Here is a 22,196-nt window from a genome sequence, read left to right on the forward strand (position 1 = left end):
GTTATGGCTCTTCTACATCCACAATTAAATCGCTAGTAATTGCTTCAAGCGCGTAAATTACTTCGTCTTTATCCATTCCACCAGGTAAGGTTACCGTTGCAACAGCACTAAATATTGGCACTCCCCAATTAGGTGCACTCTGTTGCCTTGAATTTAAATGCGTAATGTTAGCGCCTTTGTGGCGAATAACACTTGCGAGTTCTTGTACAATACCTGGACGGTCGTTGCCCGTAATAACTAAGTTAAGCTGTTCACGTGCGCTTGGCTCTACTTCGGTATTACCTGCCTCTATCCTTACATCTAATTTTGGCAGTGCATTAAGTGCATTTTGCAAAGGTTGAAAGTGCTCCTCAGCTACTTCAAGTTGTATAATACCCGCAAAGTGCCCAAGTAAATGACTTAAATTACTACTAAGCCAGTTACCATGATTTTCTAATACGACTGATGAGATATTCTCTACTAAACCAGGGCGGTCTTGCCCTAAAATCGTTATAACCAACTGCTTCATAAATAATTCTCTTATTTAAGCCCCAAAAAGTATACGTATAGGCATTAATGTGTGACGTTAAAAAGTGTGTGGTCGAAATGTGTTATTTACTATTAGCACTAGGCATAAAATATAAACTTACCGACTACTTTATACAGCACTTGCAGTGCTCAACCCGTTGCCATTGCTATTTATCTGGTGCGTTTTAAGTATTGACTCCGATAAATACTTTGTCCAATTATTTTGTAATTTAGTTCACTCTGTAAGAATTAATTTTTGATTAAGCTGACCATTTGGTTAGTTTATCTCTTTATACCTTTATTTGAGTGGCTTAAATATTACGGCTGTAACATTACTGTCATCTTGATGAAATATAATTTCGCCAACGTTAAGATTAAAGGGTGTTTTGATGACTTCAAATCCGAATAAACCGACTTTTAATACGGATCGAAGCCGTCTATTTAAAGATCGGTTTGCCAAGTTTGGTATAACCGCAGGTGGGGTAATGGTATTAATAGCGCTGCTATTGATATTTTTCTACCTTCTTTATGTAGTTCAGCCAATTTTTGAATCAGCAAAAGTAGAAAAACGCGATAGCTTCAATGTAACTAACTCGCAGCAAATTGCAGGTTTAGGTGTTGAAGAACAAACTGAAGTTGCTTACCTACTAAGCAAGCAAGGGCAAGTTGATTTTTATAGTGTTGATACCGACAGTTTTGGTAAAAAGCTCAAAACACTTGATGCGCAATTACCAAGCGATGCGACAAGTTTTGCAACCAGCGCTCCCTTTCAGGGGCATTATGCGTATGGTTTAGAAAACGGCAGCGTAATGGTTGTTGCACCTAAATTTTTAGTTACCTTTCCAAATAACGAGCGAAAATTAACACCTCGTTTAGATTTTCCGCTTGGGGAAATGGCACTTGAAGTTGATGAGCAAGGTGCCGCTATTAAACGCTTTGCATTTAGCCATTACGAAGACAAAACAGCCGTTGTTGCACTTACCGAAGATAAGCGCGTGCTATTTAGCAGCTTTGTTGCTGAAGAAAATATGTTTACTGGCGAAGTTGAATGGGTTGTTGAACGTACAGAGCTTGATGTAAATGGGCGTGTAGACGAGCTATTAATTTCGCCAGATACAACACGGACTTTTATTCGTTCAGCTAATCAAATTTACGTTTATGATACGCGCTACCCAGATGACGTAGAGCAGATACAGTTACTTTCAGCTAATGAAGAAAATGCAAATATAGTATCAGCACAGCTTCTAGCGGGTGCAAACTCGTTAATGCTTGCTAATGACAATGGTGAAGTGTCGCAGTGGTTTGAAGTTAATACAGAGGCTGGGCGTGAGTATCAAAAAATACGTTCGTTTGAAACGACTAAGCAAAGTAAGCTCAATGTATTTACCGAGTTTTACCGTCGTACTTTCTTTACTACGAGCAGTAATGGTGAGCTAGGCGTTTATTACACAACCAGCGAAGCAAAACTATGGCAAGGTAAGGTAAGTGAAGGCGCTATAGAAAACTTTGCAATTGCACCGCGTTCAAACGCCGCGCTTTTACTTGCTGATAACAAATTATCCGTACTTGAAATTCATAATGAGCACCCAGAAGTGACGTGGTCTGCTTTATGGCAAGAAGTATGGTACGAAGGTTACCCTGAGCCGGGTTATATTTGGCAGTCAACTTCTGCAAGTGATGACTTTGAATCTAAATTTTCATTAGTGCCAATTTCGTTTGGTACGTTAAAAGCAGCGCTTTACGCGATGTTATTTGCAGTACCTATTGCGCTTTCTGCCGCTATTTATACGGCTTATTTTATGTCAAGCGAGTTGCGTAAAGTAGTTAAGCCTACAGTTGAAATAATGGAAGCTCTTCCTACTGTTATTTTGGGATTTTTAGCGGGTCTGTGGTTAGCGCCATTAATTGAAGAGCACTTGCCGGCTATTGTTGGGCTGCTGGTATTGTTGCCGCTTGGTATTTTAGCTACCGCATTGGGTTGGACTAAGCTGCCGTCGAGTATTCGTCATAAAATTCCTGAAGGTTCACATTCAATACTATTGATTCCGGTAGTGCTATTAATTGGTTGGTTCTCATTCGCGATGAGCGAAACAGTAGAGCTTTGGATGTTTGATGGCAATGTACGTCAATACTTAACTAATGAGCTTGGTATGACGTTTGACCAACGTAACTCATTAGTAGTTGGTATAGCGATGGGGTTTGCTGTTATTCCTACTATATTCTCGATTGCTGAAGATGCTGTATTTAGTGTGCCTAAACACTTATCAAATGGCTCACTTGCATTGGGTGCCACGCAGTGGCAAACACTTGTACGTGTGGTACTTCTTACAGCAAGCCCTGGTATTTTCTCTGCAGTAATGATGGGACTTGGCCGTGCAGTGGGTGAAACCATGATTGTACTAATGGCTACAGGTAACACACCTATTATGGATTGGAGTATTTTTCAAGGTATGCGTACGCTTGCAGCAAACATTGCAGTAGAAATGCCTGAGTCAGAAGTTGGTAGCTCGCACTATAGAATATTGTTCTTAGCAGCCTTTGTACTATTCATATTCACCTTTATTTTCAACACAGTGGCTGAGTTTGTTCGTCAGCAACTGCGTGAAAAATACAGCTCAATGTAAGCGGAGAGACACGACATGGTAAAGCAGTGGTTTAAGTCTGGTTCTCCTTGGATTTGGATGACAGGTGGTGCAGTCAGCATCAGCTTGATTTCGGTTTTAGGTTTATTAGCAATGATAGCCTGGAAAGGGTTAAGCTTTTTCTGGCCTTCTGAAGTTGTACAGTTTGAGCTTGAAGGGTCTATTTCAAAGCAAACTGTAATAGGCGAAATTTACGACCGTGAATTAGTACCAAAAGCGCGCTTAGCGGCTACCGGTATTGATGTAAGCGGGTTCAAAAAAGACGAAGTAGAGCGCCTACTTATCAAAACGGGTAACCGTGAATACGTAGATTTAGACTTTCGTTGGATTTTAGAAACCGACATTACAAATAAAACAACGCCGGCAACGCTTGCTGTATTTGAGCGTAGTAAAAATGGTAACTTTTATGGTTACGTTGAAAGTGTAATTAAAGATGGTAAACCAGTTGAAGGCGATAAAATTGAAGCGCTGCATGAACTTGTAGATCGCGCTGTAGATTTAAACGATGAAGCGCTTGATTTACAAAATGGTGACATTGGCCATATAAACTATGAGCTTGAGCGTCTTCGTTTAAAAGAAAAAGGGTACTTGCTTGATGATGCATTAACAGATGAACGTGTAGCTGAGCTTGCTCAAGCACGGGCAGATTTACGTGCAGAATATGCAGTGCTTGAAAAAGATTTATTTGCACTTCGTAAGCAGGCAAAACGTGACCATGTCACTGTAAAAGATATGCGCGGTGAAGTGGTTACTATTCCGATGTATCAAGTACTTGATGTTTGGTTTCCAAACGATATGGGTTTTTTTGCAAAGCTTGGTCATTACTTTGTACAACTAGGTAAGTTTGTATCAGACGACCCACGTGAAGCAAATACCGAAGGCGGTGTATTCCCAGCTATATTTGGTACTGTATTTATGGTTATGTTAATGGCTGTAATTGTAACGCCTTTTGGTGTGGTAGCTGCAATATACTTACATGAGTACGCAGCTAAAAACGCAGTGACTAAGATGATCCGTATCGCGGTAATTAACTTAGCGGGCGTACCTTCTATTGTGTACGGCGTATTTGGCCTAGGCTTTTTTGTATATATGCTAGGTGGCAGCTTAGATCAGTTGTTTTACCCTGAAGCATCACCTACTCCCGTATTTGGTACGCCGGGTGTTATGTGGTCTGCGCTTACATTAGCTATTCTTACTTTACCGGTTGTTATTGTATCAACGGAAGAAGGTTTATCTCGTATTCCAAGTACAGTACGTGATGGTTCGTTAGCGCTTGGTGCAACAAAAGTTGAAACGTTATGGCGCATAATTATTCCTATGGCAAGCCCAGCAATAATGACAGGTTTAATACTTGCAGTTGCGCGAGCGGCCGGAGAAGTTGCACCACTTATGTTGGTAGGCGTTGTAAAAATGGCACCTACATTACCCCTTGATGGAAACTTCCCATATTTTCACTTAGATAGAAAGTTCATGCACTTAGGCTTTCATATTTACGATGTTGGCTTTCAAAGCCCTAATGTTGAAGCAGCGCGTCCGCTGGTATATGCAACGGCCTTTTTATTAGTGTCGGTGATTATTACCCTCAACATAACTGCGATTGGTATACGTAATCACTTACGTGAAAAATTTAGATCGCTTGAACACTAATTAGTAAAGATTTTATAGGTAACAAACATGATTACAGTCGCCCCACAAGTAAACCAAGCTAATATAGGTCAAAAATTAGACCTAGAAAACTTAACTGACGACCAAAAAGCGTTAGAGATTAAAAACCTTGATCTTTACTACGGTGAAAAACAAGCATTAAGCAATGTTAATATGAATATTCCGAAAGGTCAGGTAACCGCATTTATCGGACCATCGGGCTGTGGTAAATCAACGTTACTTCGTTGTATTAACCGTATGAACGATTTAGTTGATATTTGTCGTATTGAAGGTGAAATATTACTTCATGGCCAAAATATTTACGATAAAAGTGTAGATGTTGCCGCGCTTCGTCGCAACGTGGGTATGGTGTTTCAGCGCCCTAATCCATTTCCTAAATCAATTTATGAAAATGTGGTTTATGGCCTACGCTTACAAGGCATTAAAGAAAAGCGTAAATTAGATGAAGTGGTAGAGCAATCACTTCGCGGTGCTGCTTTATGGGATGAAGTAAAAGACCGATTACACGATAGCGCATTTGGCCTATCAGGTGGTCAGCAACAACGTTTAGTTATTGCCCGTTCAATTGCAATTGAACCAGAAGTACTTTTGCTAGATGAACCAACATCGGCACTTGATCCAATTTCTACGTTAGTTATTGAAGAGCTAATTAACGATTTAAAGAACAAATTTACCGTTGTTATTGTTACACATAATATGCAACAAGCAGCGCGTGTATCTGATCAAACCGCCTTTATGTACATGGGTGAGCTGATTGAATACTCAGACACAAATACCTTATTTACAACACCTAGTAAAAAGAAAACAGAAGACTACATTACAGGCCGTTACGGCTAGTTATCGCTTTCGTGTTGTTGATGAATTTAAGAGAAGGTAATTATGGAACATAATATTAATAAGCATATCTCTGGTCGCTTTAACCAAGAGCTAGAAAACGTACGTAATCATGTATTAAATATGGGTGGTTTAGTTGAGCAGCAGCTTAATAGTGCGCTTGATGCAGTTAGCCGTAACGATGCTGAGCTTGCACAAAAGGTGCGCCAAAACGATTACAAAGTTAATGCGATGGAAGTAAGCATTGATGAAGAATGTACGCGTATTATTGCGCGTCGCCAACCTGCCGCGAGCGATTTACGCTTAGTTATAGCTATTGCAAAAACGATTGCAGATTTAGAGCGTATTGGCGATGAAGCTGAGCGAATTGCTAAAGTCGCACTTGATTCATTTACTAAAGATCAACAAGACTTATTAGTAAATATTGAAAACATGGGTCGCCAAGTTTTAAAAATGCTACATGATGTACTTGATGCATTTGCGCGTATGGATGTGCAACGTGCATTTGAAGTACACAAAGAAGATGCAAAAGTTGACCGTGAATATGAAGCGATCACACGTCAAATCATGACTTATATGATGGAAGATCCACGTTCAATTCCTAAAATAATGGATTTGGTGTGGTCAGTTCGCTCATTAGAGCGCATTGGCGATAGGTGTCAAAATATTGCGGAATACATCATTTATTTTGTAAACGGCAAAGATATTCGTCATACATCTCAAGAAGATATAGAAAAATCTTTATAAATTTTTACTAATCATTCTTTTGTATTAAAGCGACTCAGTGTCGCTTTGTGCATTGTTAGCCATGGTGAAATAATAAAAAGCGTTCACAATCGTGGCTAATACTGTAAAATTCATGCTGCAAAGCATATCAATTTGATTAAAGGGTCAGTTATGCCTACAAACGCGTTTTTAGGAGTATTTGCAAAATCTCCTATCAAACCAATGGAAGAACACATCAAGAAAGTTCATCAAGCAAGTAAAGCTTTGATACCTTTCTTTAATCACGTTTTTAAAGAAGAGTGGGAACAAGCAGAAGAGCTTCGTTTAACTATTCGTAATTTAGAGCGTGAAGCTGATGATATGAAAAGAGATATACGTTTACAGTTACCGCGCGGTTTATTTATGCCGGTAGAACGTACAGATCTGCTCGAATTAGTAACTCAACAAGATAAAATTGCCAATAAAGCAAAAGATATTGCTGGACGAGTGATTGGTCGTGAAATGACCATTCCTACAGTAATGCAAGCAGACTTTTTAGCTTATTTAACTCGCTGTGTCGATGCTACTAAACAGGCATCTAAAGCGATTAATGAGTTAGAAGAATTGCTAGAAACGGGCTTTAAAGGTCGTGAAGTGACCTTAGTAGAAAAAATGCTCGTTGAATTGGATGCAATAGAACAAGACACGGATGAAATGCAAATAAAAGTACGCCTCCAACTACGAGCAGTAGAAGGTGAGCTAAACCCTATTGATGTGATGTTTTTATATAAAATCATCGAATGGGTTGGCGAGCTTGCAGATATTGCAGAGCGCGTAGGATCACGTCTTGAGCTGATGTTAGCTCGTTAATTTAAAATCAGTTCAAACACGAAAGATTAAGGTTACACAATGGATATCATTGCATCTTACGGCACGGTATTAATTTTAATTGCCGCTGCAGTCGGCTTTTTTATGGCTTATGGTATTGGCGCGAACGACGTTGCTAATGCGATGGGTACTTCAGTAGGTTCTAAAGCACTAACAATCAAACAGGCAATTTTTATTGCGATGGTTTTTGAATTCGCAGGTGCTTATTTAGCCGGTGGTGAGGTTACATCAACAATTCGTAAAGGAATTATCGATGCCGCCCCATTTGCTGCACTCCCTGATTTAATGGTTTTAGGTATGATCTCTGCGTTATTTGCAGCGGGTACTTGGCTATTAATTGCTTCATTTTTAGGTTGGCCTGTTTCAACTACTCACTCAATCATTGGTGCTATTATTGGTTTTGCACTAGTGGCAGTAGGCACTGAGGCAATTCAGTGGGACAAAGTAGGTGGTATTGTTGGTAGTTGGATTATAACGCCGGCTATATCAGGCTTTATTGCATACTTAATATTTATGAGCGCACAAAAACTAATTTTTGATACCGATGCGCCACTTAAAAATGCTAAACGCTATGTACCACTTTATATGGGCTTAGCGGGCTTCATTATGGCGCTTGTAACCATTAAAAAAGGTTTAAAGCATGTAGGTATTAATATTGGTTCTGTAGAGGGCTATGCTCTTGCAATTGCTGTTGCAGTAATTGTGGCTATTATTGGTAAAATCGCTATTTCTCGATTAAATATCGATCCTAAAGCTGACAAGCAAATGCAGTTTAACAACGTAGAAAAAGTATTTGCGGTATTAATGGTACTAACTGCTTGTTGTATGGCATTTGCACATGGCTCTAACGATGTAGCGAATGCAATCGGTCCACTAGCTGCTGTTGTAAATATTGTTGAAAACAACGGTGAAATAGCTAAGAAAGCTGCTATTGCTTGGTGGATTTTACCGCTAGGTGGTTTTGGTATTGTGGCGGGCCTTGCTATTTTAGGTAAAAAAGTAATTAAAACGATTGGTGAAGGTATTACACATTTAACACCGAGCCGTGGTTTTGCTGCTGAATTAGCTGCTGCCTCTACAGTTGTTATTGCATCGGGTACAGGTATGCCTATCTCGACTACACAAACCTTAGTGGGTGCGGTGTTAGGTGTAGGTATGGCACGTGGTATTGGTGCACTTAACATGGGTGTTATCAGAAACATTGTAGTTTCTTGGGTAATTACATTGCCAGTTGGCGCTGCCCTTGCTATTGTTATTTTCTACGTACTAAGAACCGCGTTTGGGGTTTAACAAAAAAGTACTCAAAGACTTTTAGCTTGAAAAGATCTCAACGCCCTAGGTGTTGGGGTCTTTTTATTTGTGGAAAGAAAAAATGACTAATCTTCCAAGTATTAAACAGCTGCAATATTTATTAGCTGTTCATCAACATCAACACTTTGGCAGAGCTGCCAGCGCCTGCTTTATTGGTCAATCTACGCTAAGTAGCGCAATTCAAAATCTTGAAGAAACACTGGGTTGCCAGCTAATTGAGCGCGAAAACCGCAGCCTAATGTTTACCAGTATTGGTGAAGAAGTTGTTGAACGCTCTCGTAAAATAATAAACGATACGATTAGCTTAAAAGAGCTGACAAAAAGCTTTTTAACACCGCTTAGTGGTAAGTTAATAGTAGGCGTTATACCTACTATAGCGAGCTTTATAGCGGCGCCATTGTATCATTTTTGCAAGGAAACATTTTGCGATCTGGAACTGGTATTAATAGAAGATACCAGTGATAAGTTGCTCGATAAGCTAGAACACGGCCATATTGATTTAGCACTACTTGCATTGCCATATCAGACTGAGAAATTTCATACTCAAATTTTAGCAAAAGATCATTTCAGTCTAGTGCACCACAAAGATTACACGCAAGCGAAAGACGTGGAAGACTTTAATCTATTACCTGATGCAAGTGTGTTTTTATTAGAGCGAGAGCATTGCATGACGGGACATGCCTTAAGTGCGTGCCATCTAAATCGTGCAAGCTGTATTAACCCTTTTGAAGCTGCAAGCTTGCATACGCTTCTAAGTATGGTTGAGCATCAGCTAGGCGTAACATTTTTGCCTCAAATGGCGATTAACGCGGGCATACTTGAAAATAAAGATATGGTTGCAACACCTTCACAAAGCGATGCTTATCGAGATATAGGTATCTTATGGCGAAAAACAACAGGCCGCATACGTGACTTTAAGCTATTTAGCCAGCAGTTAGAGATTTTTTTAAAGCGCCAATGTAGTTTAGAGCCTTTAGAACATAAATAAAAAAAAGCAGCCTACAAGGGCTGCTTATGACTTTGAACGTGGCTGTCGAAGGGCTCAAGCTCGGGTAAAAACAATAAATAAATCCACACGACTAAGTTAAAGTATGGAACGCAGCCTAGCGTAGTAAATACTTTAACAGGATAACCTTTGATATGTGCGTAACGGTAACATTGATACGCAATTGCAAAGTGTATAATTAGTAATAATATAACTAGCTGTGTCATACCTTTCTCCTTAAAAGCTAAACGCTTTAAAAGCGACTATAAACAATAGTATTAGCCATCAAAAGGTAATGTCATGTTTTTTAAGTGAAATACATAAAATAACACGACATTATTTATCTGGTGTTAAAAGTATAGGCAAGAAAGATAGAATTGGTAGTAATAAAATGCTTAAAATTGTTCAATAATGTTTATTTTAGAGCTAGCTTATTGTTGGTAAAACGTTTTATTTTTTGATATTTTTTCAAGTTCATTTTTTATCTTTTCTACAGGTATTGGGCGGGCGATAAAGTAGCCTTGTCCGTAATCGACACCTATTTCTTTTAGTGCAAAAAATATCTCTTCATTTTCAACATATTCAGCAACAGAGCGCTTATCTAAAGAGCGACTTATATCGTTAATAGCTTTAACAAGCGCTAAATCTATTGGATCGTTAAGCATGTCGCTCACAAACGATCCGTCTATCTTTACATGCTGTGCTGGTAACTGTTTTAAATAGTTAAAGGTGCTAAAGCCTGTACCAAAATCATCAATAGAGAAGTGACAGCCAAGTGTATTGAGCTTTTCTATCATTTTACGCGTTGCTTTTAAATTATTGATGCTGGCAGACTCGGTGATCTCAAAAATTATACGCGTTGGTGGTACTTGGTACTTTTCTAAATTTGATTCGATTAATGGTAGTAATCGCTCATCTAAAAATGATTGTGCCGATAAGTTAATTGCAACCTGATTGAGCTCAGGATGCTCTGCAACGCAAGCAATTGCATTACGTACAACGCATTGGTCCATCATAAATGTATCGTTTAGCATTTCTAATGAAGGGATAAATTGATTAGGGTAAATCAATTCACCATCATGTTTTAAGCGAAGTAGTGCTTCAAAGTAGGCAACCTTATTTTCTTTAAAGTCCCAAATAGGTTGGTAATGTAGCTCAATATTATCTTGTTGCAGAGCTTGTCGAATTTCGTGACCCCATTCAAGTCCTGTTTGAAGAGTATTATTTTGAGCATCTTCTTTTGAGTAACAATGCACTAAATTACGCCCTAGGTTTTTAGCAATATATAAAGCGATATCTGCTTGTTTTAGACATTCGTTAGGGTCGCAATTTTGTGGCGTAATTTGTGTTAAGCCAATAGAGCAGCTAATGGTGTATATTTGATCTTCTGATTTAAATGAATGCTTTTCAATGGCACTACATACACCTTCAGCAATGAGGTGAGCGTCTAATAAATTCATATCTGAGAGGATCACTGCAAATTCATCGCCGCCAATTCTGCACACTAAGTGGTCGTCGCCAATATTAGCCTTAAATAACTGCGCTACTTCTTTTAGTACTATATCGCCCTGATGATGACCTTTGCTGTCATTAATTATTTTAAAGTGATCAAGGTCAATATATATAACAGCGTGTTCTACACCTTCGTAAGTGTACTTATCTTGGCATATTTTGTTGAGTTGCTGATCGAAGTAATAGCGATTGTGTAAGCCCGTTAGTGGGTCGTGATGCGCTAAATGACGAAGCTGAAGTTCTGCTTGTTTTCGCTCATGTATGTTATCGATAGTGGCCGTTATTGTTGCGTTATTTCGGCTATTTTTAATTAGTTGAAGACGACACTCAACCCAAATCAGGTTGCCATTTTTATGGCTTAGCTTTACTTCTATTTGTTGTTGCTGCTGGCCACCATTTAAAATATCGCTAATGGTATGGGTAAGCTTTTGTTGATCATCTAAACTACAGTAATCACTCAGTGATTTTTGCAGCGTTGATTTTACACCAAAGCCACTTAAGGCCTCCCACGCGGGATTAATAAAGCGGATCAACCCCTGCTGATCAAGCTCAAGCACTACAGTATTTAAGTGCAGTAAAATACGCTGATGCGCTGAAAACAACTCTTTATAACGCACTTCACTAACACTTAACTGTTCTACTTTGTGCGCAAACTCTGCGTAACTGACCATAAAATCTTCACGTCGCGCTGCATGATCGCACACTTTATTTAAGAATGAAGGGTCGTAGGGTGCTCGAATAAAATCGGTAACACCTGAGAGTAAAAGCTGCTCTGCGTAATCGGCATCGTCGCTTTCAATAATTGTTACAATGGCCTGTTTAGAATTATGCTGAAGGATTTCTTCAACCAATAAGCTTGAGCTTTGAGCGCTAGAAGAGGTTGCATCAAGTAACACGATTGAAAACTGCTGCTGGTTATAAGCGCTAAGAGCGGCTTTAGCAGTGGTAACATGCGTAATAGCAAAGTTTAACTTTAGTTGCTCGCTGATATTGTCGGCATTTTCTTGAATTGGCTCTAACAGTAATAAGTTTAGCCTGCTACTTTTTTCTAAATGAGTAGAGAGCACATTCGCGAGTACTTGCGGTAGCATATCTTTATGCTCAAACGGTAATACTGCATCTATACCGTAACTTCGAGCGGTGGTTTCTGCTATGCGTTCACAATAAATAGGCGGAATGAGTAAAATAGGGGTGTTTTTTGGGGTTTTTAAGAGCCCTGATCGAATCATTCTTGAAAAGCGCCAGCCATCAATTTTACCAACGTTAAGACCTGTAATTATAATATCGACAGGTTGTTGTTTTAATAGTCTTAAAGCTTGTTGGCTATCTTGGGCATCAATAAAGGTAAATACATCTAGGCTTTCAAGTGTGGCTCTAATCGCATGGCGTTCAGCACTACTTGCGTTTAATATAAGCAATTTTAGCTGGTTTGCCACGTTTTAAACCCTCAAATATAAATAACAATAAATTAACCAAACAAGAGTAATGATATTTAATCATAAGAACAAGAAAATTTAACGACTAAAATGCGACTAAGGTACCATAAGTTTGGCTGATTTCTTGAGCTTAACACCCGTTACATATAAACTTGGCGCGATTTTAAATGATGTGGATTACTAAATTATGCGCGTGGCTGACTTTAGCTTTGAATTACCCGATGAATTAATTGCACGTTTTCCAAAAGCGGATAGAACCAGCAGCCGCTTACTTACTCTAGATGGTCCAACAGGTCAGGTTGAGCATAAAGTATTTAGTGACGTGCTTGATTTGGTAAATGAAGGTGACTTACTGGTATTTAACAATACCCGCGTTATTCCGGCGCGTATGTTTGGCCAAAAAGCGTCAGGCGGTAAAGTAGAAGTACTTGTAGAGCGTGTTGTTGATGAGCACAGAGTACTTGCCCATGTTCGCGCAAGTAAATCATTAAAGCCAGGTAACGAAGTTATTTTAGAAGGCAAAGCAAAAGCAACAATGATTGCACGCCACGATACTTTATTTGAGCTTGAATTTGACCGCGATCAAAATGTACTGGATATATTAAACGACATTGGCCACATGCCATTACCGCCATACATTGACCGCCCAGATACCGAAGCCGATAGAGAACGCTACCAAACTGTATATGGTGAAAAGCCAGGCGCAGTAGCAGCACCCACAGCGGGTTTACACTTTGATGATAAACTTATGGCTGCGCTTAAAAATAAAGGCGTGAATATGGCCTTTGTTACGTTGCACGTAGGTGCAGGAACATTTCAGCCAGTACGTGTAGATAGTGTTGATGAACATGTTATGCACTCGGAGTACATAGAAGTGCCTGACGACGTAGTACAAGCTGTTGCGCAAACGAAGGCAAATGGCGGACGTGTAATTGCGGTTGGTACAACCTCAGTACGTTCACTTGAGTCGGCGGCTAAAATTCACGGTGGCAAATTAGATAGTTACTTTGGTGATACTGATATTTTCATTTTTCCGGGTTATCAGTTTAATGTTGTTGATGCCATGGTCACTAATTTTCACTTACCTGAATCAACGCTTATAATGTTAGTCAGCGCGTTTAGCGGCCAAGACAATATTATGGGCGCTTACAATACGGCAATAGAGCAGCAATATCGCTTTTTTAGTTATGGCGATGCGATGTTTTTAACGCGAAAATAAATGCAAATTTAGCTATTACTATTTATAAAAACCCAACTACTTAGTTGGGTTTTTATTTACCTATGAGAATACACAGTGAATTTGGTCCAGTTAATAGTAATAACAAGGCAAAAAGGGTAGAATCGAGCGGTTAAATTATAGCTTGTTGGACTGTTTTTCCGACATTGAGGATGATATGAAATTTGAATTAGACCGTACTGACGGAAAAGCGCGCCGCGGCCGCTTGATTTTTGACCGTGGTGTAATAGAAACACCTGCATTTATGCCTGTTGGTACATACGGTACTGTAAAAGGTATGACTCCAGATGAAGTTAAAGCCACTGGCGCACAAATTTGTTTAGGTAATACCTTTCATTTAATGCTTCGCCCAGGTACTGAAATCATCAAGCAACACGGTGATTTACACGATTTTATGAACTGGGATTTCCCAATTCTAACAGATTCAGGCGGTTTCCAAGTATTCAGCCTTGGCGCAATGCGCAAAATTACCGAAGAAGGTGTTTTATTTCAGTCACCTGTAAATGGTGATGAAATTATGATGTCGCCAGAAAAGTCGATGGAAGTACAGCGCGATTTAGGCTCAGATATCGTTATGATTTTTGACGAATGTACGCCATACCCTGCTACTGAAAAAGAAGCAAAAGACTCAATGGAGCTATCTCTTCGCTGGGCTAAACGCTCTAAAGAAGGCCATGGAGATAACCCATCTGCGTTATTTGGTATTATTCAAGGTGGTATGTACCCAGAATTACGTGCACAATCACAAGCAGGTTTAGAAGAAATTGGTTTTGATGGTTACGCGTTAGGTGGTTTATCAGTAGGTGAACCTAAAAACGAAATGATGAATATTCTTGATCATTGCGCATACAAAATGCCTGAAGACAAACCACGCTACCTTATGGGTGTAGGCAAACCAGAGGACTTAGTTGAGTCGGTTCGCCGTGGTATTGATATGTTTGACTGTGTAATGCCTACGCGTAATGCACGTAATGGCCACTTATTTATTACCACTGGTATTGTTAAAATTCGTAACGCAGTACACAAAACAGACACAGGCCCGCTTGATCCTGAGTGTGATTGCCATACCTGTACTAATTACTCACGTGCATACTTGCATCACCTTGATAAATGTAACGAAATTTTAGGTGCGCGACTAAACACTATTCATAACTTACGTTACTATCAACGTGTTATGGAAGGTTTACGTAATGCAATTAGCGAAGGTAAATTAGAAGAATTTGTACAAGATTTTTATGCTCGCCGAGGCCAAGAAGTGCCAGAGCTTGTAGAGACAACAAATTAAACTTTAAAATTAAAGAGGAAGTATCATGAGTTTATTTATTTCAAATGCACACGCAGCAGCTGGTCAACCTGCAGCCGGCGGTGGCTGGGAAATGCTAATAATGTTAGCTATTTTCGGCTTAGTTTTTTACTTTTTAATCTACCGCCCACAAGCTAAGCGCGTTAAAGAACACAAAAGCTTAATGAGCGCGATGGCTAAAGGAGATGAAGTACTTACCCAAGGTGGTTTAGTAGGTAAAATTGTGAAGATTACTGAAGATAAAGATTTCATCGTTATCTCATTAAACGAGCAAGCTGAAGTAACAGTACAAAAATCTGCAGTATCTGCAGTATTGCCAAAAGGCACAATGAAGTCGCTATAAAAATAATAAGGACGACCCCGTGTTAAACAAGTTTCCAGTTTGGAAGTATTTACTTGTTTTAGCTGTGGTAGCTATTGGCGTTTTATATGCTTCTCCAAACTTGTATGGTCGCGATCCGGCCATTCAAGTTTCGGGTGCTAAAGGTGCCGATGTAGACCTCGCTGTTGTAGACAAAGTAAACGCAACCCTCAAAAAACATAACGTAACTGTTAAATCGACTAAGCTTGAAGATGGACAAATACTTGTTCGTTTCAAAAATGTTGAAGAGCAGCTTAAAGCGCAAGACTTATTGCGTGATTCATTAAGTGACGATTACGTTTCTGCTATTAATATGGCTCCGGCTCAACCTACTTGGTTAAAATCACTCGGTGGTAACCCAATGAAGCTAGGTCTTGATTTAAGTGGTGGCGTACATTTCACCATGGAAATCGACATGGCAACTGCGGTTGATAACCAGCTTGAGCAAATGGAACAAGACTTTAGAAGCGATTTACGCGAAGAAAAACTACGTTATCGTAGTGTTCGCCGTGTAGCTGGCTCTGAGCGTATGCGTGTAGAAATGCGTACTGAAGAAGATAAAGACGCTGCAGAGCGCTTATTAGAGTCTCGTTACCCATTAAATGTTTACATTGATGATAGCAGCAACGATAAAGCATTTTTTGCCACCATGAGTGAGCAAAAGCTTAAAGAAATTCGTGACTACGCAATTAAGCAAAATGAAACGATTATTCGTAACCGTATCAACCAAATTGGTGTTGCAGAGCCAAATGTACAGCGCCAAGGTGCTGAGCGTATTATTGTGCAATTACCAGGTGTTCAAGATACCGCTCGCGCTAAAGAAATTTTAGGCGCTACGGCAACGCTTGAGTTTCGTGAAGTAGACGAAAACGCCGATCCAAGTGCAGCTGCTCAAGGTCGTATCCCAGCGGGTACTGAAATGATCATGAGCCGCGACGGTTACCCTGTTGTACTTAAAAAACGTATTATTCTTGAAGGTAGCCATATTACTGGCGCGCAATCAGGTAGTGATGAGTACCAACGTCCACAAGTAAGTATTACTTTAGATAGCAAAGGTGGGGCAAAAATGAATGCCTTCACCAAACGTGCTATTGGTAAACGTATGGCCACAGTATTTATTGAATACAAGCCATCAGGTAAAAAGGATGAAAACGGTAAGGCGCTTCCACCAATTAAGGTAGAAGAAGTTATTAACGTTGCGACTATTCAAGCTCGACTTGATCGCTCATTCCGCATTACAGGTATCGATAACCCGGCTGAAGCGCATAACTTAAGCTTACTACTTAGAGCGGGTGCACTTGTAGCACCAATTCAAATAGTAGAAGAGCGCACAGTAGGGCCAAGCCTAGGTCAAGAAAACATTGAAGCAGGTATGACAGCTGTTGCACTTGGTTTTGCGTTTGTACTTGCCTTTATGCTTATTTACTACAAGGGCTTTGGCTTAGTAGCTAACTTAGCGCTCGCGGCTAACTTAGTGCTTATTGTAGGTATTATGTCGCTTATTCCGGGCGCTACATTAACGCTGCCAGGTATTGCTGGTATTGTATTAACCGTAGGTATGGCAGTAGATGCTAACGTACTTATTTTTGAACGTATTCGTGAAGAGCTGGCCGATGGCCGTAGCCCTCAACAAGCCGTTCATTTTGGTTATGACAGCGCTTTTAGCACTATATTTGATGCCAATATCACCACCCTAATTGCTGCCATTATATTGTTTGCCGTGGGCACAGGCCCAATTGCAGGCTTTGCGGTTACATTAGCAATTGGTATTTTAACTTCAATGTTTACAGCTATTGTTGGTACCCGCGCGGTAATCAACTTTATTATTGGCGGTAAACGTGTTGATAAACTTTCAATTTAAGGAGCAGACATGCAGATTTTAAGTTTGGGTAGCAGAACCCTTCGTTTCATGTCTCTTCGTAAAGTGGCTATGGGCTTTTCGACGTTATTGATAATCGCGTCGCTTGCGTCAATTTTTGTTAAAGGTTTAAACTTTGGCTTAGATTTTACCGGCGGTACTGCAGTAGAGGTGGGCTTTTCACAGCCTGCAGATCTAAAAAAGGTACGTGATGTACTTGGTGAAAATGGCTTTTCTGATGCTTCAGTACAATTATTTGGCTCAAGCCAAGAAATTTTAGTACGCCTAGCGCCTCGCGGAAGCGATGTAAAAGCAGAAGTTATTGGTAACCAAGTAATTGCCGCATTAAAACAAGCAGACGACAGCGTAGTAATGCGCCGCATTGAGTTTGTTGGCCCAAGCGTAGGTGAAGACTTAAAAGAGCAGGGTGGCCTTGCCATGTTAACTGCGCTTATTTGTATCTTAATCTATGTAGCATTTCGCTTTGAGTGGCGTTTTGCAGTAGGTGCGGTGGGTGCGTTACTACACGACGTTATTATTACAGTTGGTTTGTTTTCGGTATTAGGGTTAGAGTTTGATTTAACAATACTAGCGGCAATTCTTGCGGTAATAGGTTACTCGCTCAACGATACTATTGTTGTATCTGACCGTATTCGTGAAAACTTCCGCAAGGTACGCATTGACGACACTATCGAAATTATTGATTTGTCTTTAACGCAAACACTTAATCGTACACTTGTAACATCAATCACTACTATTTTAGTATTGATTGCCTTGTTTGCATGGGGCGGACAAACCATTCATGGTTTTGCAACTGCATTACTCTTTGGTGTGTTTATTGGTACTTACTCTTCTGTTTATGTTGCAAGTTCGGTTGCTATAGCAATGGGCGTAAGCAAAGAAGATTTAATACCTGAAGTGATAGAAAAAGAAGGTGCAGACCAAGACGCTATGCCGTAACTAGGTTTGCAGTTAATAAAAAACCGCTCTTATGAGCGGTTTTTTTATGAGCGTATTTAATTTAAATTCAGTAAAGCTGCTAAGTACATCGCATACTGCATTTCGTTTGTAAAAAGTTATTAGCAAAGTTGTGGCAAAAGCACTTTGGTAAATTTTAACAAGAGATTTAAATTAAGCACAAAAAAAGGAGCCTAAGCTCCTTTTTAGTCATACCAATTTAGACTGGTATAAATAGTTTATTAGCGAAGTAACGACTCAGATAACACTGGACGAATTTCACGAATAATAGCTTGAGTCAATTTTGGTGCGCCACAGATAATATTTCCACTGTGGTTATAGTTATTACCACCAGCAAAATCTACTACCATTCCGCCCGCTTCTTTAACCATAAGCTCACCTGCAGCAGAGTGCCAAGGTTTTAAACCAATTTCAAAAAAGCCATCAACACGGCCAGCAGCAACGTATGCCATATCTAAAGCAGAACAACCTGCACGGCGGATATCAGCTGTATGCACAAACAATGCTTTAAATGCTTCAGTGTATGCATCCATGTGGTGTTTGTTTTTGAAAGGGAAACCAGTAGCAAGTACAGTGCCCGCAAGTACTGTTGTTTTGCTTACACGAAGACGTTTGCTGTTAAGTTGTGCGCCTTGACCTTTAGAAGCTGTGAAAAGCTCGCCACGAATTGGATCATAAATCACGGCTTGGTCTAAACGACCCTTAACTTTAAGTGCAATAGAGATTGCGTAATGAGGGATACCTTTGATGAAGTTAGTTGTTCCATCGATAGGATCTACAATCCATTGGTAATCTGCATCCTTGCCTTTGTGCTCACCTAGTTCTTCACCAACAATAGAGTGGGTAGGGTAAGACTGTAAAATTGTGTCGCGAATTACGGCTTCGGCTTCTTTATCAATATTAGTTACTAAGTCGTTAGCGCCTTTTTGTTGCACTTCAACTTTTGATAAATCTTCGCCTGCGCGAAGTAAAATTTTGCCTGCGTTACGCGCAGCGCGAACCGCAATGTTTAACATTGGATGCATGGTGTTACCTTTGGGTTGTAAAAGAACGTTTGTATATTTCAGCCGGCGTATTTTAGCGACTTTTGACATAAAGTAAACAATAAACCCTAAATAAATATGCATGTTTTTTATACAGCGCTAAAAGTACCTGTGTTTTAAAGCATAATTAATTTTAAATAATGCTTTACCTAAAGTTAGCTTGAGGTTTTATCGTGACCTCAACTTAAACAAATAAGGAAAATTATGTATTTAGAACACGTAAACTTAGTCGCAAACGATATCGATTCTATGCTTGAGTTTTATCAAGCTGCATTTCCGTATTGGTCAATTAGGAGTGAAGGAAAAGGCGATTGGTATGGTAAGCCAAGACGTTGGGTACACTTTGGTGATGAAACCCATTACATTGCCATAAGCGACCATGGTGAGGGAGAAAACAGGTACTTGTCTGGGCATCAAGTTGGTTTTGCTCACTTTGCTTATGTTACTAGCAATATAAATGCAGTAGTAACGCGTTTAAAAAAAGCGGGCTTTAATATAAGTAAAAATGGGAGTGCTAATCCATTTAGAAAAAATGTGTATTATATTGATCCCGCAGGCTTTGAAATAGAGTTTGTAGAATATTTAAGTGATATACCCAGTGAGCGAAATAACGACTTATAACCATTTTTAACACCGCAAAGCGCGGTGCTAAAATAGTGTGTTATGAGCGACTGTTACCAGCGCCAAGCTGGGCTTTTAGTTCATTAGCAAAACTTATAAATTTTTCTTTAATTGTGCGTTTAACTTTTACTTCTACCGAACCCAATATAGCCTTGCCTTCAATGTGAATTGTTGGGCCTTGGCGCTTATTAAGCGATACCGACTTATTTTCAAAGCTGCTTAATGTACAAAACATTTTAGATACTACATTCACATGCTCCGGCACGTATATTTCATCACTACCAAAAATACAGTTAACGTGAATAGTTACGTTTTGATGTGTAAATATAGCATCGGTAAAATCAAGTACTACAGAGCCCATATAGTTATGTAGATATATGTTTTTTGGTACAACCCATTGGCCACTTCGCTCATTAGAGCCTAATATGCTGCGCAAGGTAAAGTCGTCATCGCTGTTTTGTTGTGCACTATAATTTGGAGAAAACTGCGTGTGTTTGTGTGCTTTATATTGGTTATCGGTGTTAAGTGTTAAATCTTCCACTAAGTTCATTAATGCTTCGTTTGAGCTCGCATCCATCGCTTCATCTAAACGTCGTTCAAATGCCTCTACAGAAATAACCCCATGGCTGTAATTATAAATTAGCTGATCAATCACTTGTTCACGAACGTGTTCTATTGGGCGGTCTTCAATTTTTACAGACATTAGGATCAATCCTTTTATTTAGTTAGTACCAATAGAAAAGCAATCAACGTACCAATTTAAAAATACTTAAATATCAGTGGTTTATTTTATAGCGATGTTTAAGCGTTGTTTATATTAACGATAGATTAATCAAAATTGCAATTATCTAGTTATTTTCACTACTTGAGAAAGTTTTACCGATAAGCCTGTAAAACTTTACTTGAGGCCCAGAGACTAAAAATACGAATTAAACCTCAACCAATTGAATTTTATACATAAATAAAGTTGGCCTAAAGCTCGCATTAATAAATTCGTCTTTAATCAAAAGGAGAAAGATTATGAAAACATTCAATAAGTCTATGATTGCAGCGTTAGTTCTTGGTACTACAGCAATGGGTGCGCAAGCAAGCAGCTGGGAAAACGAAAGTAAAGATGCTTGGATTGATGGTAAGGCAGAAACAGTGCTTCTGATGAACACTAATCTAAACAACTTTGACATTAACACTGATGTAAAAAATGGCAAGGTAGTACTTACAGGTAAAGTAAACAGCGACTTAGATAAAGAGTTAGCTGAAGAACTTGTAATTAGCCTAGATGGCGTAACGGACGTAGATAATAACTTAACTGTTGTTAAAGATATGGACGCAAAAACTACAGATACCGATATGGACACTGATGACAACGATTTAACAGACGCTAAAATTACCACGGTAATTACTACGCGCTTCTTATTCGATTCAGAGGTTGACGGTACAGATATCGATGTTGATACCGACAACGGTGTAGTGAAGCTAAAAGGTTCTGTTGAATCTGAAGCTGAAAAGCAGTTAGCTGTAAAAATTGCTAAAAACGCTGAAGATGTTCGTGACGTAGTTGATGAATTAACTATCGTTGCTGAATAATACACTATACTAAAAGCCCAGCACTGCTGGGCTTTTTGCTTTGTCATTTTTAAGGAGTTACACCATGGATATCATTCGTATTATTTTGTCGATTTTATTGCCACCACTGGGTGTGTTTTTACAAGTTGGTTTAGGTATGCACTTTTGGCTAAATATTTTATTAACACTACTGGGTTACTTCCCAGGCTTAATACATGCAATTTATATAATTGCCAAAAAGTAATGCCGCATTTTATGTAATGTAAGCCGACCTGTTAGACGGCTTACATGCCTTCCATACTATAAATCCCCACATTTTTATATTATTTCCCACTGAAAAGATTACTATTTAAGCAGTTAGCTTATTGATTGTTAAAATAAAGGTTTTTGCTAGTGACAAGCCCTTAAAAAGTTTTTATACTGCAACCCGCTTTAGTCGCTTAGTGGCTAAACGCTTCAAAAATTAACTGCCGTGCAGTTATATAAAGTTGGCCCCTTAGCTCAGTTGGTTAGAGCACACGACTCATAATCGTTAGGTCCCCAGTTCGAGTCTGGGAGGGGCCACCACTTTTAAATATTCTTACCCAAGTATCTTCTAAAGTTTAAAAATCAGTTTCTTAAATTTATATTCCGCTATTTGTGTTTAATTTAAATCACTTTAAATTTTTTCAATTGTTGGGCTTATTGCTTAGCTGATCCTATATTTATTAAGAGCGAATGTTAGTTCAACCTCTTGTACATTTATAG

Annotated in this window: 20 protein-coding genes and 1 tRNA gene; 16 read left to right on the forward strand and 5 right to left on the reverse strand. The window is 39.3% G+C overall.

What is annotated here, in order from left to right; genetic code table 11:
- Position 1: 1 nt before the first annotated feature.
- Entirely contained in the window at positions 2 to 508 is a 507-nt protein-coding gene (locus J8L71_RS00275) for an ACT domain-containing protein (RefSeq protein WP_210998759.1), read from the reverse strand.
- Positions 509 to 896: 388 nt separating this feature from the next.
- On the opposite strand from J8L71_RS00275, the gene J8L71_RS00280 reads away from it, so the two are divergent.
- The 7 genes from J8L71_RS00280 to J8L71_RS00310 all read left to right on the forward strand — a co-directional run bounded on the left by J8L71_RS00280 (position 897) and on the right by J8L71_RS00310 (position 9,540).
- Positions 897 to 3,131, forward strand: coding sequence for an ABC transporter permease subunit (locus tag J8L71_RS00280; protein ID WP_210998760.1), 2,235 nt, complete (start codon positions 897 to 899; stop codon positions 3,129 to 3,131).
- Between the two features lie 15 nt (positions 3,132 to 3,146).
- Entirely contained in the window at positions 3,147 to 4,796 is a 1,650-nt protein-coding gene (gene pstA / locus J8L71_RS00285) for a phosphate ABC transporter permease PstA (RefSeq protein ID WP_210998761.1), read from the forward strand.
- A 27-nt stretch (positions 4,797 to 4,823) separates the two neighbouring features.
- On the forward strand, positions 4,824 to 5,651 hold the full coding sequence (gene pstB, locus J8L71_RS00290) for a phosphate ABC transporter ATP-binding protein PstB (RefSeq protein ID WP_210998762.1): 828 nt from the start codon (positions 4,824 to 4,826) through the stop codon (positions 5,649 to 5,651).
- Between the two features lie 42 nt (positions 5,652 to 5,693).
- Positions 5,694 to 6,395, forward strand: coding sequence for a phosphate signaling complex protein PhoU (gene phoU, locus J8L71_RS00295; protein ID WP_058549343.1), 702 nt, complete (start codon positions 5,694 to 5,696; stop codon positions 6,393 to 6,395).
- Between the two features lie 150 nt (positions 6,396 to 6,545).
- A complete protein-coding gene (locus J8L71_RS00300; protein ID WP_210998763.1) occupies positions 6,546 to 7,223 on the forward strand; it encodes a TIGR00153 family protein in 678 nt (225 codons plus the stop codon).
- 39 nt (positions 7,224 to 7,262) lie between these two features.
- Positions 7,263 to 8,531: an inorganic phosphate transporter gene (locus J8L71_RS00305; RefSeq protein WP_138681177.1), complete on the forward strand. Its 1,269-nt coding sequence runs from the start codon at positions 7,263 to 7,265 to the stop codon at positions 8,529 to 8,531.
- An 82-nt stretch (positions 8,532 to 8,613) separates the two neighbouring features.
- The gene (locus tag J8L71_RS00310) at positions 8,614 to 9,540 is read left to right on the forward strand and encodes a hydrogen peroxide-inducible genes activator (RefSeq protein ID WP_210998764.1); all 927 of its coding nucleotides are present in this window, start codon (positions 8,614 to 8,616) and stop codon (positions 9,538 to 9,540) included.
- Positions 9,541 to 9,551: 11 nt separating this feature from the next.
- Here the strand turns inward: J8L71_RS00310 and J8L71_RS00315 are convergent, their stop codons facing one another.
- Complete coding sequence (locus J8L71_RS00315) at positions 9,552 to 9,764, reverse strand: hypothetical protein (RefSeq protein WP_210998765.1); 213 nt, start codon at positions 9,762 to 9,764, stop codon at positions 9,552 to 9,554.
- Positions 9,765 to 9,968: 204 nt separating this feature from the next.
- Positions 9,969 to 12,485 carry a GGDEF domain-containing protein gene (locus J8L71_RS00320; RefSeq protein WP_210998766.1) on the reverse strand — a complete coding sequence of 839 codons (2,517 nt, stop codon included), beginning with the start codon at positions 12,483 to 12,485 and terminating at the stop codon, positions 9,969 to 9,971.
- Positions 12,486 to 12,672: 187 nt separating this feature from the next.
- Here J8L71_RS00320 and queA point away from each other — a divergent pair, with 187 nt between their 5' ends.
- The 5 genes from queA to secF all read left to right on the forward strand — a co-directional run bounded on the left by queA (position 12,673) and on the right by secF (position 18,204).
- The gene (queA, locus tag J8L71_RS00325; RefSeq protein WP_210998767.1) at positions 12,673 to 13,704 is read left to right on the forward strand and encodes a tRNA preQ1(34) S-adenosylmethionine ribosyltransferase-isomerase QueA; all 1,032 of its coding nucleotides are present in this window, start codon (positions 12,673 to 12,675) and stop codon (positions 13,702 to 13,704) included.
- Between the two features lie 175 nt (positions 13,705 to 13,879).
- Positions 13,880 to 15,007, forward strand: a complete 1,128-nt coding sequence (tgt, locus tag J8L71_RS00330) for a tRNA guanosine(34) transglycosylase Tgt (RefSeq protein WP_058549350.1) — start codon at positions 13,880 to 13,882, stop codon at positions 15,005 to 15,007.
- A gap of 25 nt (positions 15,008 to 15,032) precedes the next feature.
- Positions 15,033 to 15,368, forward strand: coding sequence for a preprotein translocase subunit YajC (gene yajC / locus J8L71_RS00335; RefSeq protein WP_058549351.1), 336 nt, complete (start codon positions 15,033 to 15,035; stop codon positions 15,366 to 15,368).
- A gap of 19 nt (positions 15,369 to 15,387) precedes the next feature.
- Entirely contained in the window at positions 15,388 to 17,247 is a 1,860-nt protein-coding gene (secD, locus tag J8L71_RS00340) for a protein translocase subunit SecD (protein ID WP_210998768.1), read from the forward strand.
- A gap of 9 nt (positions 17,248 to 17,256) precedes the next feature.
- Positions 17,257 to 18,204: a protein translocase subunit SecF gene (secF, locus tag J8L71_RS00345; RefSeq protein WP_210998769.1), complete on the forward strand. Its 948-nt coding sequence runs from the start codon at positions 17,257 to 17,259 to the stop codon at positions 18,202 to 18,204.
- Between the two features lie 239 nt (positions 18,205 to 18,443).
- Here secF and suhB read toward each other — a convergent pair whose 3' ends face one another.
- A complete protein-coding gene (suhB, locus tag J8L71_RS00350; protein WP_058549356.1) occupies positions 18,444 to 19,247 on the reverse strand; it encodes an inositol-1-monophosphatase in 804 nt (267 codons plus the stop codon).
- 222 nt (positions 19,248 to 19,469) lie between these two features.
- Here suhB and J8L71_RS00355 point away from each other — a divergent pair, with 222 nt between their 5' ends.
- Positions 19,470 to 19,886 carry a VOC family protein gene (locus J8L71_RS00355; RefSeq protein ID WP_210998770.1) on the forward strand — a complete coding sequence of 139 codons (417 nt, stop codon included), beginning with the start codon at positions 19,470 to 19,472 and terminating at the stop codon, positions 19,884 to 19,886.
- A 40-nt stretch (positions 19,887 to 19,926) separates the two neighbouring features.
- Here J8L71_RS00355 and J8L71_RS00360 read toward each other — a convergent pair whose 3' ends face one another.
- The gene (locus tag J8L71_RS00360; RefSeq protein ID WP_210998771.1) at positions 19,927 to 20,589 is read right to left on the reverse strand and encodes a LiaF domain-containing protein; all 663 of its coding nucleotides are present in this window, start codon (positions 20,587 to 20,589) and stop codon (positions 19,927 to 19,929) included.
- A 317-nt stretch (positions 20,590 to 20,906) separates the two neighbouring features.
- On the opposite strand from J8L71_RS00360, the gene J8L71_RS00365 reads away from it, so the two are divergent.
- From J8L71_RS00365 to J8L71_RS00375, 3 genes are all read left to right on the forward strand, one after another.
- On the forward strand, positions 20,907 to 21,470 hold the full coding sequence (locus J8L71_RS00365) for a BON domain-containing protein (protein ID WP_210998772.1): 564 nt from the start codon (positions 20,907 to 20,909) through the stop codon (positions 21,468 to 21,470).
- Between the two features lie 64 nt (positions 21,471 to 21,534).
- Entirely contained in the window at positions 21,535 to 21,693 is a 159-nt protein-coding gene (locus J8L71_RS00370) for a YqaE/Pmp3 family membrane protein (RefSeq protein WP_004587604.1), read from the forward strand.
- Between the two features lie 246 nt (positions 21,694 to 21,939).
- Positions 21,940 to 22,016: transfer RNA gene (locus J8L71_RS00375), tRNA-Ile, on the forward strand.
- The last annotated feature ends 180 nt before the right edge of the window (positions 22,017 to 22,196 follow it).

The sequence above is a fragment of the Pseudoalteromonas sp. MMG007 genome (assembly GCF_018100985.1).
Lineage (GTDB): Bacteria > Pseudomonadota > Gammaproteobacteria > Enterobacterales > Alteromonadaceae > Pseudoalteromonas.

What these genes read in the sequence shown, in the direction of transcription:
- tgt (WP_058549350.1), top strand. Translation starts at nt 13,880, where the DNA reads ATGAAATTTGAATTAGACCGTACTGACGGAAAAGCGCGCCGCGGCCGC.
- secF (WP_210998769.1), top strand. Translation starts at nt 17,257, where the DNA reads ATGCAGATTTTAAGTTTGGGTAGCAGAACCCTTCGTTTCATGTCTCTT.
- J8L71_RS00365 (WP_210998772.1), top strand. Translation starts at nt 20,907, where the DNA reads ATGAAAACATTCAATAAGTCTATGATTGCAGCGTTAGTTCTTGGTACT.
- pstB (WP_210998762.1), top strand. Translation starts at nt 4,824, where the DNA reads ATGATTACAGTCGCCCCACAAGTAAACCAAGCTAATATAGGTCAAAAA.
- J8L71_RS00275 (WP_210998759.1), bottom strand. Translation starts at nt 508, where the DNA reads ATGAAGCAGTTGGTTATAACGATTTTAGGGCAAGACCGCCCTGGTTTA.
- J8L71_RS00300 (WP_210998763.1), top strand. Translation starts at nt 6,546, where the DNA reads ATGCCTACAAACGCGTTTTTAGGAGTATTTGCAAAATCTCCTATCAAA.
- J8L71_RS00305 (WP_138681177.1), top strand. Translation starts at nt 7,263, where the DNA reads ATGGATATCATTGCATCTTACGGCACGGTATTAATTTTAATTGCCGCT.
- J8L71_RS00315 (WP_210998765.1), bottom strand. Translation starts at nt 9,764, where the DNA reads ATGACACAGCTAGTTATATTATTACTAATTATACACTTTGCAATTGCG.
- pstA (WP_210998761.1), top strand. Translation starts at nt 3,147, where the DNA reads ATGGTAAAGCAGTGGTTTAAGTCTGGTTCTCCTTGGATTTGGATGACA.
- yajC (WP_058549351.1), top strand. Translation starts at nt 15,033, where the DNA reads ATGAGTTTATTTATTTCAAATGCACACGCAGCAGCTGGTCAACCTGCA.
- J8L71_RS00280 (WP_210998760.1), top strand. Translation starts at nt 897, where the DNA reads ATGACTTCAAATCCGAATAAACCGACTTTTAATACGGATCGAAGCCGT.
- phoU (WP_058549343.1), top strand. Translation starts at nt 5,694, where the DNA reads ATGGAACATAATATTAATAAGCATATCTCTGGTCGCTTTAACCAAGAG.
- J8L71_RS00355 (WP_210998770.1), top strand. Translation starts at nt 19,470, where the DNA reads ATGTATTTAGAACACGTAAACTTAGTCGCAAACGATATCGATTCTATG.
- J8L71_RS00310 (WP_210998764.1), top strand. Translation starts at nt 8,614, where the DNA reads ATGACTAATCTTCCAAGTATTAAACAGCTGCAATATTTATTAGCTGTT.
- suhB (WP_058549356.1), bottom strand. Translation starts at nt 19,247, where the DNA reads ATGCATCCAATGTTAAACATTGCGGTTCGCGCTGCGCGTAACGCAGGC.
- J8L71_RS00370 (WP_004587604.1), top strand. Translation starts at nt 21,535, where the DNA reads ATGGATATCATTCGTATTATTTTGTCGATTTTATTGCCACCACTGGGT.
- queA (WP_210998767.1), top strand. Translation starts at nt 12,673, where the DNA reads ATGCGCGTGGCTGACTTTAGCTTTGAATTACCCGATGAATTAATTGCA.
- J8L71_RS00360 (WP_210998771.1), bottom strand. Translation starts at nt 20,589, where the DNA reads ATGTCTGTAAAAATTGAAGACCGCCCAATAGAACACGTTCGTGAACAA.